Origin of the sequence: Streptomyces sp. NRRL S-378 (assembly GCF_000720645.1) — a bacterium.
Lineage (GTDB): Bacteria > Actinomycetota > Actinomycetes > Streptomycetales > Streptomycetaceae > Streptomyces.
In genome coordinates, this window is record NZ_JOBX01000003.1 from 26394 (window position 1) to 39201 (window position 12808).

11 protein-coding genes and 1 pseudogene are annotated in these 12808 nt (G+C 72.3%); 8 read left to right on the forward strand and 4 right to left on the reverse strand.

Features of this window, described 5'->3' with window-relative positions; all coding sequences use genetic code 11:
* The first annotated feature begins 465 nt into the window (after nt 1–465).
* Both aceE and IH80_RS0103235 read left to right on the forward strand, forming a co-directional pair.
* Nucleotides 466–3198, forward strand: coding sequence for a pyruvate dehydrogenase (acetyl-transferring), homodimeric type (aceE, locus tag IH80_RS0103230; RefSeq protein ID WP_030957499.1), 2733 nt, complete (start codon nt 466–468; stop codon nt 3196–3198).
* Between the two features lie 81 nt (nt 3199–3279).
* Nucleotides 3280–4113: a potassium channel family protein gene (locus IH80_RS0103235; protein ID WP_078906304.1), complete on the forward strand. Its 834-nt coding sequence runs from the start codon at nt 3280–3282 to the stop codon at nt 4111–4113.
* Here IH80_RS0103235 and IH80_RS0103240 read toward each other — a convergent pair.
* Nucleotides 4094–4489 carry a peptidase inhibitor family I36 protein gene (locus tag IH80_RS0103240; RefSeq protein WP_030957503.1) on the reverse strand — a complete coding sequence of 132 codons (396 nt, stop codon included), beginning with the start codon at nt 4487–4489 and terminating at the stop codon, nt 4094–4096. The genes IH80_RS0103235 and IH80_RS0103240 overlap by 20 nt on opposite strands.
* A 426-nt stretch (nt 4490–4915) precedes the next feature.
* Here IH80_RS0103240 and IH80_RS0103245 point away from each other — a divergent pair, with 426 nt between their 5' ends.
* The 4 genes and pseudogenes from IH80_RS0103245 to IH80_RS38785 form a co-directional block, all read left to right on the forward strand.
* Nucleotides 4916–5563, forward strand: a complete 648-nt coding sequence (locus IH80_RS0103245; RefSeq protein ID WP_386390942.1) for a TetR/AcrR family transcriptional regulator — start codon at nt 4916–4918, stop codon at nt 5561–5563.
* Nucleotides 5564–5800: 237 nt separating this feature from the next.
* Nucleotides 5801–6940: an alpha/beta hydrolase gene (locus IH80_RS0103250; RefSeq protein ID WP_037878793.1), complete on the forward strand. Its 1140-nt coding sequence runs from the start codon at nt 5801–5803 to the stop codon at nt 6938–6940.
* Between the two features lie 75 nt (nt 6941–7015).
* The gene (locus IH80_RS0103255) at nt 7016–7858 is read left to right on the forward strand and encodes a DUF4429 domain-containing protein (protein ID WP_030957506.1); all 843 of its coding nucleotides are present in this window, start codon (nt 7016–7018) and stop codon (nt 7856–7858) included.
* Nucleotides 7859–7910: 52 nt separating this feature from the next.
* Nucleotides 7911–8339, forward strand: a pseudogene (locus IH80_RS38785) (ATP-binding cassette domain-containing protein); the annotation flags it as partial.
* 56 nt (nt 8340–8395) lie between these two features.
* Here the strand turns inward: IH80_RS38785 and IH80_RS0103265 are convergent.
* Both IH80_RS0103265 and IH80_RS0103270 read right to left on the reverse strand, forming a co-directional pair.
* Nucleotides 8396–9418 (reverse strand): aldo/keto reductase, encoded by a 1023-nt coding sequence (locus tag IH80_RS0103265; protein ID WP_030957507.1) that lies wholly within the window; start codon nt 9416–9418, stop codon nt 8396–8398.
* Entirely contained in the window at nt 9415–9831 is a 417-nt protein-coding gene (locus IH80_RS0103270) for a MerR family transcriptional regulator (protein ID WP_051808735.1), read from the reverse strand. Before IH80_RS0103270 ends, IH80_RS0103265 begins: the two co-directional genes overlap by 4 nt.
* A 78-nt stretch (nt 9832–9909) precedes the next feature.
* Between IH80_RS0103270 and IH80_RS0103275 the strand changes: the two genes are divergently transcribed.
* Nucleotides 9910–10728 (forward strand): serine hydrolase domain-containing protein, encoded by an 819-nt coding sequence (locus IH80_RS0103275; RefSeq protein ID WP_030957509.1) that lies wholly within the window; start codon nt 9910–9912, stop codon nt 10726–10728.
* A 45-nt stretch (nt 10729–10773) separates the two neighbouring features.
* Here the strand turns inward: IH80_RS0103275 and IH80_RS0103280 are convergent, their stop codons facing one another.
* The gene (locus tag IH80_RS0103280; RefSeq protein ID WP_030957510.1) at nt 10774–11430 is read right to left on the reverse strand and encodes a pirin family protein; all 657 of its coding nucleotides are present in this window, start codon (nt 11428–11430) and stop codon (nt 10774–10776) included.
* A 92-nt stretch (nt 11431–11522) separates the two neighbouring features.
* Between IH80_RS0103280 and IH80_RS0103285 the strand changes: the two genes are divergently transcribed.
* Nucleotides 11523–12740 carry a PucR family transcriptional regulator gene (locus IH80_RS0103285; protein ID WP_030957511.1) on the forward strand — a complete coding sequence of 406 codons (1218 nt, stop codon included), beginning with the start codon at nt 11523–11525 and terminating at the stop codon, nt 12738–12740.
* Nucleotides 12741–12808: the final 68 nt, after the last annotated feature.

The following is a 12808-nucleotide window of genomic DNA, read 5'->3' on the forward strand; positions in this document are numbered from 1 at the left end:
GCTCATGTTCGGTGAATGTCTTCGGCGGCGCGCGTACGCGCAGCATTGGGCGTAGTCCACACGGGCGCGGCGGATCGCGCAAGTACCCGGCCGCCGAGACCGTCGAAACGGTGACGATTACGGCCGTCTCGCCGCAACTTTCAGCGTGCCCGTGTGCACCTCTGGTGATTCATCCCACACCATTCCAGCTCATTCGCATCGCATGAGGACTTTCCTACCTGTTTGAGCGACGAACGGTCTCCCGGAGCCGACGGCCGCCATGGGCGTAAGGTTGCGATTTGGTCGCACCCGCCAGCCCGCACCGCGGAACCGGACCCGTCCGTACGCCGGGTCCCCGCCACCCTGCCGGGTAACCCCGTCGGTCGCAGGGATTACCCAGTGGTACGGATGACGATTACGGCCGAGCGTAAGACCATGGGAGGCGGCGAACCCAAGGCACGACTCCCCCGACAGCGAAGGAACAGCGTGGCTTCCGCATCCGATCGCAATCCGATCATCATTGGCGGCCTCCCGAGTCAGGTCCCGGACTTCGATCCGGAGGAGACCCAGGAGTGGCTCGACTCCCTGGACGCAGCGGTCGACGAGCGGGGCCGTGAACGCGCCCGCTACCTCATGCTGCGGCTGATCGAGCGGGCGCGCGAGAAGCGCGTGGCCGTGCCCGAGATGCGCAGTACGGACTACGTCAACACGATCGCCACCAAGGACGAGCCGTTCTTCCCCGGGAACGAGGAGATCGAGCGCAAGGTCCTGAACGCCACCCGGTGGAACGCGGCCGTCATGGTCTCGCGCGCCCAGCGTCCCGGGATCGGCGTCGGCGGCCACATCGCGACCTTCGCCTCCTCCGCCTCCCTCTACGACGTGGGCTTCAACCACTTCTTCCGGGGCAAGGACGAGGGCGACGGCGGCGACCAGATCTTCTTCCAGGGCCACGCCTCCCCCGGCATCTACGCCCGTGCCTACCTCCTGGACCGGCTCACCGAGCAGCAGCTCGACGCGTTCCGCCAGGAGAAGTCGAAGGCCCCGTACGGCCTCTCCAGCTACCCGCACCCGCGGCTGATGCCGGACTTCTGGGAGTTCCCGACCGTCTCGATGGGCCTCGGCCCGCTGGGGGCGATCTACCAGGCCCGGATGAACCGGTACATGGAGGCGCGCGGGATCGCGGACACCTCCAGGTCCCACGTCTGGGCGTACCTCGGCGACGGCGAGATGGACGAGCCCGAGTCGCTCGGCCAGCTGTCGATCGCCGCCCGCGAGGGCCTGGACAACCTGACCTTCGTCGTGAACTGCAACCTGCAGCGCCTCGACGGCCCGGTGCGCGGCAACGGCAAGATCATCCAGGAGCTGGAGTCGCAGTTCCGGGGCGCCGGCTGGAACGTCATCAAGCTGATCTGGGACCGCTCCTGGGACCCGCTGCTGGCCCAGGACCGCGACGGCATCCTGGTCAACAAGATGAACTCCACCCCCGACGGGCAGTTCCAGACGTACGCCACCGAGTCGGGCGCGTACATTCGCGAGCACTTCTTCGGCGGGGACCAGCGGCTGCGCGCCATGGTCGAGAACATGACCGACTACCAGATCCAGCACCTGGGCCGCGGCGGTCACGACCACAAGAAGGTCTACGCGGCATACGCGGCGGCCAAGGCGCACAAGGGCCAGCCGACGGTGATCCTGGCCCAGACGGTCAAGGGCTGGACGCTCGGCCCGAACTTCGAGGGCCGCAACGCCACGCACCAGATGAAGAAGCTGACGGTCGACGACCTCAAGGGCTTCCGCGACCGCCTGCACATCCCGATCACGGACGCGCAGCTGGAGAGCGGCGCGCCGCCGTACTACCACCCGGGCCGCAATTCGCCCGAGATCCAGTACATGCACGACCAGCGCAGCGCGCACGGCGGCTACGTGCCGACCCGCGTGGTGCGGGCGAAGCCGCTCCCGCTGCCGGACGAGAAGACCTACGCGGCCGCCAAGAAGGGCTCGGGCCAGCAGTCGATCGCCACCACGATGGCTTTCGTCCGCATCCTGAAGGACCTGATGCGGGACAAGGAGATCGGCAAGCGCTTCGTGCTGATCGCGCCCGACGAGTACCGGACCTTCGGTATGGACGCCTTCTTCCCGAGCGCCAAGATCTACAACCCGCTGGGCCAGCAGTACGAGGCGGTCGACCGCGACCTGCTCCTCGCGTACAAGGAGTCCCCGACGGGCCAGATGCTGCACGACGGCATCTCGGAGGCGGGCTGCACGGCTTCGCTGATCGCCGCGGGTTCGGCGTACGCGACGCACGGCGAGCCGCTGATCCCGGTCTACGTCTTCTACTCGATGTTCGGTTTCCAGCGCACGGGTGACCAGTTCTGGCAGATGGCCGACCAGCTGGCGCGCGGTTTCGTGCTGGGTGCGACCGCCGGGCGGACCACCCTCACGGGTGAGGGCCTGCAGCACGCGGACGGTCACTCCCAGTTGCTGGCCTCGACGAACCCGGGCTGTGTGGCGTACGACCCGGCCTACGGGTACGAGATCGCGCACATCGTCCAGGACGGTCTGCGCCGGATGTACGGCCCCGAGGCGGAGGACGTCTTCTACTACCTGACCGTCTACAACGAGCCGATCCAGCACCCGGCGGAGCCGGCGGACGTGGACGTGGACGGCATCCTCAAGGGCATCCACCGCGTCTCGCAGGGCACCGCGGGCACCATCGGGGCGCAGATCATGGCGTCCGGCGTGGCGGTGCCGTGGGCGCTGGAGGCGCAGCGGATCCTCGCCGAGGAGTGGAACGTCCGGGCGGACGTCTGGTCGGCGACCTCCTGGAACGAGCTGCGGCGCGAGGCCGTCGAGGTGGAGGAGTACAACCTGCTCCACCCGGAGGAGGAGCAGCGCGTTCCGTACGTGACGCAGAAGCTGTCGGGTGCCGAGGGGCCGTTCGTGGCGGTCTCGGACTGGATGCGGTCCGTTCCCGACCAGATCTCGCGGTGGGTGCCCGGCGCGTACACCTCGCTGGGCGCGGACGGCTTCGGCTTCGCGGACACGCGCGGTGCGGCGCGGCGCTTCTTCCACATCGACGCCCAGTCGGTGGTGCTGGCGACGCTGACCGAGCTGGCCAAGGCGGGGAAGGTGGACCGCTCGGTGCTGAAGCAGGCCGTCGACAGGTACCAGCTGCTCGACGTGACGGCGGCGGACCCGGGCGCGGCCGGCGGCGACGCGTAGTCGCCGCGCGGCGGGCGCGGGTGCGGGTCCCGGCTTCGGCCGGGGCCCGCACCCCTGCGTGCGTTGCCTACGATGCTCCGCATGAAGGAACCATCCCGCCGGCTGCTGTGGGAGCGGCGGAGCCAGACCCCGCTGCTCGTCCTCGCCGTGGCCTTCGCCGTGGCGTACGCCGTGCCCATCGTCGCTCCGGACGCGAGTGCGCGGGTGCACGGCGCCTGCACCTCTGTGGAGTGGGTGGTGTGGGGTGCCTTCGCCGCCGACTACCTGGTGCGGCTGGCCCTCTCCGAGGAGCGCGGGCGGTTCGTGCGGACCCACTGGCTGGACCTGGCGGCGGTGGTGCTGCCGCTCGTGCAGCCGCTGCGGCTGCTGCGGCTCGTGGCCACCTTGATGCTGGTGGGCCGGCGGGCCCGGATGGCCCCGCAGATCCAGCTGACGACGTACGTGGCCGGGTCGGTCGTCGGGCTGCTGATGTTCGGCTCGCTGGCCGTGCTGAGCGTGGAGCGGGACGCGCCCGACGGGAACATCAAGAACCTGGGCGACGCGGTGTGGTGGTCCTTCACCACGATGACGACGGTCGGGTACGGCGACCACTCTCCCACCACCGGCCTCGGCCGGGTCCTGGCAGTCGGGCTGATGCTGTCCGGTATCGCCCTGCTCGGTGTGGTGACCGCCAACATCGCGGCGTGGTTCATCTCCCGTTTCGAGCGCGACGACCAGGCGGAGCGGCTCCAGCTGGCGGCGATCCTGGAGCTCCAGGCGGAGGTACGGGCGCTGCGCGGCGAGGTCGCCCGGCTGGGCGGGGCGGCGGACCCGGCCGCCGCCCCGCCGGCTATCGCCGTGCCGGCTCCCGCTGTGCCGGCTCCCGCCGTGCCGGGAGCCCCGGCGCAGCGCGGAGCTAGCGCTCCCACACCTTGAAGGCGCGCACCTGGTACGGGGACTGGGGCAGCCAGACACCGTCGCCCGGATAGGTCTGGAACTCGCCGGTCTCCGCGCACTCCGCCGATTGGTACGTGGTGACCGGCCGGCCGGTCCGGTTGGCCAGCGACTGGGCGCTGGTGCCGGGGGGCAGGGCGGTGCAGCTGTTGATGTCGAGGGTGCTCAGCTCGTGGGTCTGCCGGGTGCCCTTGAAGTCCGGTTTCGCCCACAGGCACAGCTGTCCGCTCGCGCAGGCCCCGAGGCCCGGCGGGCCCGCGGCGTGCGCCGTGCCGGCGGTGGTCGGGATGAGGGCGGTGAGGGCCAGGGCGGTCGCGGCAAGGGCGGTGGTGACGCGGGTGGTTCCACACGTACGCATGACGGGTCAACTCCTTGTGGACGGCGGGCGCCCGGACCGCTTCCGGTGCTCCGCCGACACCACGCTGACCTGCGACGACGGCCGTACGGAAGAGGGGCGGGCCGGGTCCACCCTGATAGGCGACAGCCCGCGCGGAACCGTCCGGGGGGCCGTCCGCCCGTACGGAGTTGACCCCTCCGGGTGCCCTCGCGGCGGGCCCGCGCCCGCCCCGGTACGGCTGCGGACGCCGTTCGCGGCCGACCCGAACGTGTCATCCGCGACCCGCCGATCGCGTGACCGGACGGGGTCGCCTCGCCTTCGCGAAACGGCTCGGCGGATCGGCCGCCGCGCCGTCGGTGACGGGTACTCTGACCGCCCTCGGCGTCAGAAAGGAGCCCGGCGGTGACGATCGAGGAGCGGACGGCACCGGCCGCGCCGGCGGCCGCGGTGACCGGGGTGCCCGCGGTGACCGGCGTGAGCGGACTGCGTGAACGCAAGAAACGGCGCACCCGGAGCGCGCTGCTGCGTGCCGCGCTCGTGCTCTTCGTGTCGCAGGGGTACGAGCGCACCACCGTCGACGAGATCACCGCCGCGGTGTCCGTGTCCCAGCGCACCTTCTTCCGCTACTTCGCCAACAAGGAAGAGGTCGTCTTCGCCGTCCAGGAGCTGATGGAGTCGCACTTCGTCGCCGAACTGCACGCCCGGCCGCCGTCCGAGGGCCCCCTCGAAGCACTGCGGGGCGCCGTGCTCGCCGCGTGGGACACGGTCGACGGCGCCCTCGGCGGGGTCGTCCCGGTCGACCTCTACATGCGCAGCTACCGGCTGATCGAGTCCACGCCGGCCCTGCTCGCCGTGCACCTGCGGCGCTCCACGGGGCTGGAGGAGCGGATCTCCCGGCTGATCGCCGCCCGCGAGGGCCTGGACGTGGACGCCGACCCGCGGCCCCGGGTGGCCGTCGCCGCGTTCTTCGGAGTGATGAGGGTCACGGGACGGCTCTGGGGGCAGGGTGACGACACCAGCGTGGAGGCGATCCGCCGGCTGACGGACACTTACCTCGACGGCATCACCCCAGCTCTGGCCGGGCGCTGGCGCTGAGTCACCACCATAAGTGGCATTCCGGATCTTTCGCATGAAATCCGTCGGCCCGTGCTCCACCCCGTACGGGGTCCCACGGTCGGGCGTGAACCCCGTCACCCGGCGCGCCACGGCCGGAATCGGTCTCCTACGCTTGTCCCAGTGAATCTGCCCGGCCTCGCCCACCCCACCGTTACCGGCGCCGACCCGCGCCCGGCCGCCCTGCGCACCCTGCTCGCGCTGGCGGTCGTCTTCATCATGCTGGCGACGACCGGATGGACGGCCGTGCACCGGCCCGAGGGGGGCACCCCGCTGCGGGCCGCCGCCCTCGACGCCTGGTCCACGGCCCTGTTGGACGGCCGCCCGGTGCCGCCGGCGGACGCCCCCGTGCGGACGGTGGCCCGCTTCTTCGCCGGCCTCGACGGTGCGCAGCGGGCCCGTCTGGCCGACGGGCACCCGCTCGTCGTGGGCAACCTCGACGGGGCGCCGGTCACCACGCGGTACCGGGCCAACCGGCGCGGCCTGGAGAAGGCCCGCCTGGTGGAGGAGGCCCGCAGCCGCGACGTCGCGCTGACCCCGGCCGACCGGGCCGAGGCCACCCGGCGTTCCCACCGCTTCGCCTCGCTCGCCGAACCCGGCCGGCAGATCCTCGCCTTCGACCCCACCGGCGGCGGCCGGGTGGCCGAGGTCTTCGGCGACCTCGACGACGCCGAGCGGGTATCGGTGATCGTTCCGGGTGTGGACACCGACCTCCTCACCTTCGAGCGCACCCAGCGCCGGCTGACTTCCCCGGTCGGCATGGCCGAGGCCCTGTACGGGGCCGAGCGGGCGGCCTCGCCGAAGAGCCGGACGGCGGTCATCGCCTGGGCCGGCTACACCGCCCCCACCGGGGTCGGCGTGGACGCCGCGACGGGCCGGATGGCCTTCGACGGCGCCGTCCGGCTGAAGGACCTGACGGTGTCCCTGCCCGGGAACTCCAGCGTGGCGCTGTTCTGCCACAGCTACGGATCGGTGGTGTGCGGGGTCGCCGCGCGCGAGCTGCCCAAGCGGGTCACGGACGTGGTGGTGGCGGGCAGCCCCGGCATGCGGGCGGAGAACGTCGAGGACCTGCGCACCTCGGCCCGGGTCTGGGCGACCCGCGACGAGGGCGACTGGATCGCGGACGTGCCGCACCTGGAGCTCGGCGGTGTGGGCCACGGCGCCGATCCGGTGTCCCCGGAGTTCGGTGCACGGCTGCTGTCCTCGGCCCGGGCCAGGAGCCACACCGGCTATTTCGCGCCAGGTACGGACTCGGTCGCCAACTTCGCCAAGATCGGAACCGGCGCGTTCGCTTCCGTTGTGTGCGCTACCGGCGACGACGCGTGCCGGCGCGGAATTTCCGGGACAGAGCAGGACTGACGCGCGTAGAGGCGCGGAAATCGGCCACTGCATCGAGGGGGACGCACGGGGGTGGCTCCCTTTACCATGTGGCGCATGGGTGACGTACTGGCCGGAAACCATGCCGTCTGGGAGTTCGACTCGGACTCGGTGCTCATCCGCTTCGCACGGGGGATGCGAACGCCGAGACTGTGGCAAGCGCTGGGTTCGCGCCGGATCCCCCTGGAAGCGGTGTCCACCGTGACCGTGACCGCCGGAAGGCGGGACACGGTGGTCCTGCGTGCCGTCCCGCGCCCGGGCGCCGATCCGCTGATGGAGGCCGCCGCGGGTCAGCTCAAAGAGGCGTGCGACCCGTACCGGATGGTGCTGCCGGGCGACCGGGCGACATCGGCCGCCGCGTTCGCCGCCGCCCTGCGCTCCCGGCTCGGGCCGGACGCCGCCGAGCCGGCCCCGCGCTTCCTGGTCGACGTACCGGAGCCGCCGCTCCAGCTGAAGGCGTACGACGCGCGGGTGGGCTTCGACGGCTCCTCGGTCGCCTTCCACTGGTCGCGCACCGGCGCCACCGGCACGAAGTGGAAGGCGGGCGACCAGCAGTACCCGCTGGCCGAGCTCGCCGGCGTCGAATGGCGCTCCCCGGCCGGCACCGGCGGTCACCTGCGGCTGCTGCTGCGAGAGCCCCAGCAGACCCCGGCCGACCCCCGCCCCGACCACGACCTCTCGACGGCCGTCTTCGGCGTGGGCTACGGGGCGGTGCACGAGTCGCTGCCGTTCGCCGCGGCCGTCCTGGCCGCCACGCGCAGCCGCACGCCGGTCGGCGCCGCCCGCGGCCGCTCCGGCGACGAGCGGCTGCGGCACCTGAGCGAGCTCTACTCGGCCGGCCTCCTGACCGACGTCGAGTACGCCACCCTCCGGGACCGCTTCACCGCCGGTTCGCACTAGCCGCACCAGCCCCCTCAACACGCCTGACAAGGCAGCCCGTTGACGCTACGCACGACGGCGCGGCTGGGCCCTGCGCGACTGCTCCTTCCGGCTGCCCGCCCACCGCGTGTGCGCGCTCGTCGGGCCCAACGGCGCGGGCAAGTCGACCCTGCTGGCGCTCGCCGCGGGACTGCTCCGGCCGACCGAGGGCACCATCGGCGCACCGCCGCGCGAGGAGACCGCGTACGTCGGCCAGGACAAGCCCCTCTATCCGCAGCTGACCGTCGACGAGACCCTCCGCATGGGACGCGAGCTCAACCCGGGCCGCTGGGACGCGCAGAGCGCCGAGCGGATCGTCGCGGAGGGCGGGCTCGACGGCGGCGCCCGGATCCGGTCCCTCTCCGGCGGCCAGCGCACCCGGGTCGCCCTGGCCCTCGCCCTCGGCAAGCGCCCCCGCCTGCTCCTGCTGGACGAACCGATGGCGGACCTGGCCGCACTCGCCGTCTGGGGTGCCTTCGCGGTGCTGCGGAAGCGGCACCCCTGAGGGGCCGGAGGCGGTCACGCCTCCCGGGCCACCGAGGTGAAGGTCATGTCCGGGTAGCGGTCCCCGGCGACCTGCGCCGCGATCGGCTCCAGCAGCGCCAGTTGCGCCGGCGTGAGCGTGATCCGGGCCGCCGCGACGTTCTCGCGCAGTCGCTCCGCCCGGCGGGTGCCGGGGATCGGGACCACGGTCAGCCCGTGCACCGCCGCCCGCCGGTGCACCCAGGCGAGGGCGATCTGCGCGGGGCTCGCCCCCAGTTCCCGGGCGATCTCGCGGACCGGGGCCAGCAGCGCCGCGTTGGCCCTCGCGTTGTCGCCGGTGAACCGCGGCTGGCCACGCCGGAAGTCGTCCCGCGACAGCTCGGCCGACGCGTCCGCGAAGGCCCCGGTCAGGAAGCCCCGGCCGAGCGGGGAGTACGGCACGAAGGCCACGCCCAGCTCCGCCGCCGCGGCCACCGCGCTGCGCTCCACGTCCCGGCTGAACAGCGACCACTCGGACTGGAGCGCCGCGATCGGGTGCACGGCGTGCGCCTCGCGCAGCTCCGCGCCGGTGACCTCGCTCAGCCCGAGGTGGCGCACCTTGCCCTCCCGCACCAGCTCCGCCATGGCGCCCACCGACTCGGCGAACGGCACGGCCGGGTCGCGCCGGTGCATGTAGTAGAGGTCGATGACGTCCACGCCGAGCCGGCGCAGGCTGCCCTCGACAGCGGCGCGGACGTACGCACGGTCGTTGCGGACACCCCGGAAGGCCGGGTCGTCGTTGCGCTCCATGGCGAACTTCGTCGCCAGCGTGATCTCGTCCCGGTGCGCGGCCACGAACGGGGCCAGGAACTCCTCGTTGCGGCCGCGGCCGTAGACGTCCGCCGTGTCGAAGAGGGTGACCCCGGCCTCCAGCGCCGCCTCCAGGGTCTGCCGGGCGGCCGGCTCGTCGGTGTCACCGTAGAACTCGCTCATACCCATGCAGCCCAGGCCCTGGACGCCGACCCGCGGGCCGCCCCTGCCGAGTTCGGCCTGCTGCAGGGTGTCTGCGTACTCCGTCATTGCCGTCCCTTCCCCGAGACCGTCTTCATCGCATACATGTCGATCTTGTAATCCAGTACGGCCAGGGCGTCCGTCAGCTCCGCCATCCGCGCCCGCACCTCGCTCCGTGTCCGTTCCAGCAGGTCACGGCGTTCCTCGACGGTGTGCTCGCCCTCGCGGACGAGCTCGGCGTAGCGGACCATGTCCGCCACCGACATCCCCGTGGCGCGCAGCTTGCCCACGAAGCGCAGCCAGTCGAGGTCCTTGTCGGTGAAGCGGCGCTGGCCCGAGTGCGAGCGGTCCACGTGCGGCATCAGGCCGATCCGCTCGTACCAGCGCAGGGTGTGCTGGCTCAGACCGGTCCGGACCTCCACCTCGCTGATGGTGTACCGCGTCTGCGTCAGGCTCAGGCTCTGGCTCTGGCTCCGGCTCATGGGCCCACGCTAAAACCCTTGAGTGCACTCCAAGCAAGTAGGCTCGGCCGCATGGACAGCAAGGAGGCCGTGAGCGGCATGGAAAGCCTGCGGATCATCGAGACCTGGCCCGTGGACACCGCCGCGGCGGCCGTCGTACGCGCCGACGGGAGCCTCGCCGGCTCGCACGGGCCCGTCGACCACCGCTTCGCGCTGGCGTCGGTCACCAAGCCCCTGGCCGCGTACGCCGCCCTCGTCGCGTACGAGGAAGGGGCGATCGAGCTGGACGAACCGGCCGGGCCCGAGGGATCGACGGTCCGTCACCTGCTCGCGCACACCAGCGGCCTGGCCTTCGACGAGCACCGCGCGATGGCCGCGCCCGGTACGCGCCGGCTGTACTCGAACGCCGGCTTCGAGGAGCTCGGCGACCACATCGCCAAGGCCACCGGCATCCCCTTCGCGGAGTACGTGCACCAGGCCGTCTTCGAGCCGCTGGGCATGGCGTCGACCACGCTGGACGGGTCGCCCGCCAAGGACGGCGTCTCCACCGTCTCCGACCTGCTGCGCTTCGCCGCCGAACTGCAGGCGCCCCGGCTGCTCGACGTCCGCACGGTCGCCGAGGCCACCTCCGTCGTCCACCCCGGGCTCAAGGGCGTCCTGCCGGGGTACGGGAGCCAGTCCCCCAACGACTGGGGCCTCGGCATGGAGATCCGCGACGGCAAGTCCCCGCACTGGACGGGCCTGACCTCCTCCCCGCGCACCTTCGGCCACTTCGGCCAGGCCGGCACCTTCCTATGGGTGGACCCGGACGCGCGCGCCGCGTGCGTGGCGCTGACGGACCGGCCCTTCGGCCCGTGGGCGGTCGAGGCCTGGACCCCGTTCACCGACGCGGTCCTGGCCGAGCTGCGCTCCGCCTGAGCGGCGGCGGCCAGGGGGCGTCCGCCCCTGATCCGCCGGACACCCCTAGCCCGGCAGTTCCCAGATCAGCAGTTCCCCCGGGGACCCGGCGACGATCTCCAGCCCCTTCTCGTCGGTGATCCGCGCCGAGTCGCCGGGGCCCAGCTCCGCCCCGTCCAGGCGCAGGTCCCCGCGTACGACGTGCAGGTACACCCGCTCGGCGGCCGGTACGGCGACCCGCTCGCCGGCGCCCGGGCGCCGCACGTGCAGGGCGGCCCCGGCCGCGCGGACCTCGTAGGGCGTGCCGTCGGGGACGCCCCGCAGCACCTCGTACGAGGGGTCGCCGCCCGCGGCGAGCGGCGAGAGCCACATCTGCACGAAGCGCAGCGGCCGGTCGCCGTCGTTGCGCTCGACGTGGCGCGCCCCCGATCCGGCGCTGAGCCGCTGCACGTCTCCCGGCCGGACGAGGCTCTGCTCCCCGGTGCTGTCCTGGTGGGTGAGTTCGCCGTCGATCACCCAGGTCACGATTTCGGTGTGGCTGTGCGGGTGCTCGTCGAAGCCCGCGCCGGCCGCGAGGGTCTCCTCGTTGCAGGCCAGGACGGGACCGAAGCGCAGGTTGTCCGGGTCGTAGCAGGACCCGAAGGAGAAGGCGTGCCGGGTGGTGATCCCGGCGGCCGGGTCCCCTCCCTCGTACCGGTCGGCGCCGCGGCGTACATCAATCATGAGGGCCACGGTAGCCCCAGCCGCGGGACGGGGCCGGGCCCGGACACGGGACCGGACTCGGCGCAGCCCTCCCGATAAGGCAGTCTTGTCCCGTGCCTCAACCCGAACGTGAGCATTCCCCCGCCACACACTCAGCGCATCCCGCTCCCGCGCATCCGCACGCCGCGACGCTGCGCCGCCTGGAGAAGTCCTCCGGCCGGCTCGCCGCCAACGCCATCGCGCGCATGGACGAGACCCTGCCGTGGTACCGGGCGATGCCACCCGAGAACCGCTCGTGGATCGGCCTGGTCGCGCAGGCCGGTATCGCCGCGTTCACCGAGTGGTTCCGGCATCCGGAGACCCCGCAGGCGATCTCCACCGACGTCTTCGGTACGGCTCCGCGCGAGCTCACCCGGGCGATCACCCTGCGCCAGACCGTCGAGATGGTCCGCACCACGATCGAGGTCATGGAGACCGCGATCGAGGAGGTCGCGGCCCCCGGTGACGAGTCGATCCTGCGTGAGGCGCTGCTGGTGTACGCGCGGGAGATCGCCTTCGCGACCGCCCAGGTGTACGCGCAGGCCGCCGAGGCGCGCGGGGCGTGGGACGCCCGGCTGGAGTCCCTGGTCGTCAACGCGGTGCTGTCGGGTGAGGCCGACGAGGGCGCGCTGTCGCGGGCGGCGGCGCTGGGCTGGAACTCCCCGGAGCACGTGTGCGTGGTGCTCGGGACCGCGCCCGAGGGCGACAGCGAGCTGACGGTCGAGGCGATCCGGCGCGCGGCCCGCCACCACAAGCTGCAGGTCCTGACGGGTGTGCTCGGGGACCGTCTGGTCGTGATCGCGGGCGGCAGCGACAACCCGCTGCAGGTGGCGAAGTCCCTGATCGGGCCGTTCGCGGCGGGTCCGGTGGTGGCCGGCCCGGTGGTGGCCGACCTGCTGAACGCGACGAAGTCGGCGCAGGCCGCCGCGGCCGGACTCAAGGCCTGTACGGCGTGGCAGGACGCGCCGAGGCCGGTCCTGGCGGATGATCTCCTGCCGGAACGTGCGATCGCCTCCGATCCGGCAGCCAGGGAACAACTGGTGGAGGAGATCTACAGACCGCTTGAGGAGGCGGGGTCGGCGCTGCTGGAGACGTTGAGCGTCTACCTGGAGCAGGCGAGCAGCCTCGAAGGGGCTGCTCGGATGCTGTTCGTGCACCCCAATACGGTGCGCTACCGGCTGCGACGTGTGACCGACGTCACCGGATGGTCGCCGTCCGATGTCCGATCGGCGTTCACCCTGCGGATCGCCCTGATTCTGGGGCGTCTGGCCGACGGCGACACCCAGTCCTAGCATTTTGTGGGACATCAACAATTACCCCGACCGTTCTTGGTCCCTGTCCCCACGGGCGGCAGGGACCA

What these genes read in the sequence shown, in the direction of transcription:
- IH80_RS0103235 (WP_078906304.1), top strand. Translation starts at nt 3,280, where the DNA reads ATGAAGGAACCATCCCGCCGGCTGCTGTGGGAGCGGCGGAGCCAGACC.
- IH80_RS0103240 (WP_030957503.1), bottom strand. Translation starts at nt 4,489, where the DNA reads ATGCGTACGTGTGGAACCACCCGCGTCACCACCGCCCTTGCCGCGACC.
- IH80_RS0103250 (WP_037878793.1), top strand. Translation starts at nt 5,801, where the DNA reads ATGCTGGCGACGACCGGATGGACGGCCGTGCACCGGCCCGAGGGGGGC.
- IH80_RS0103255 (WP_030957506.1), top strand. Translation starts at nt 7,016, where the DNA reads ATGGGTGACGTACTGGCCGGAAACCATGCCGTCTGGGAGTTCGACTCG.
- IH80_RS0103265 (WP_030957507.1), bottom strand. Translation starts at nt 9,418, where the DNA reads ATGACGGAGTACGCAGACACCCTGCAGCAGGCCGAACTCGGCAGGGGC.
- IH80_RS0103270 (WP_051808735.1), bottom strand. Translation starts at nt 9,831, where the DNA reads ATGAGCCGGAGCCAGAGCCAGAGCCTGAGCCTGACGCAGACGCGGTAC.
- IH80_RS0103275 (WP_030957509.1), top strand. Translation starts at nt 9,910, where the DNA reads ATGGAAAGCCTGCGGATCATCGAGACCTGGCCCGTGGACACCGCCGCG.
- IH80_RS0103280 (WP_030957510.1), bottom strand. Translation starts at nt 11,430, where the DNA reads ATGATTGATGTACGCCGCGGCGCCGACCGGTACGAGGGAGGGGACCCG.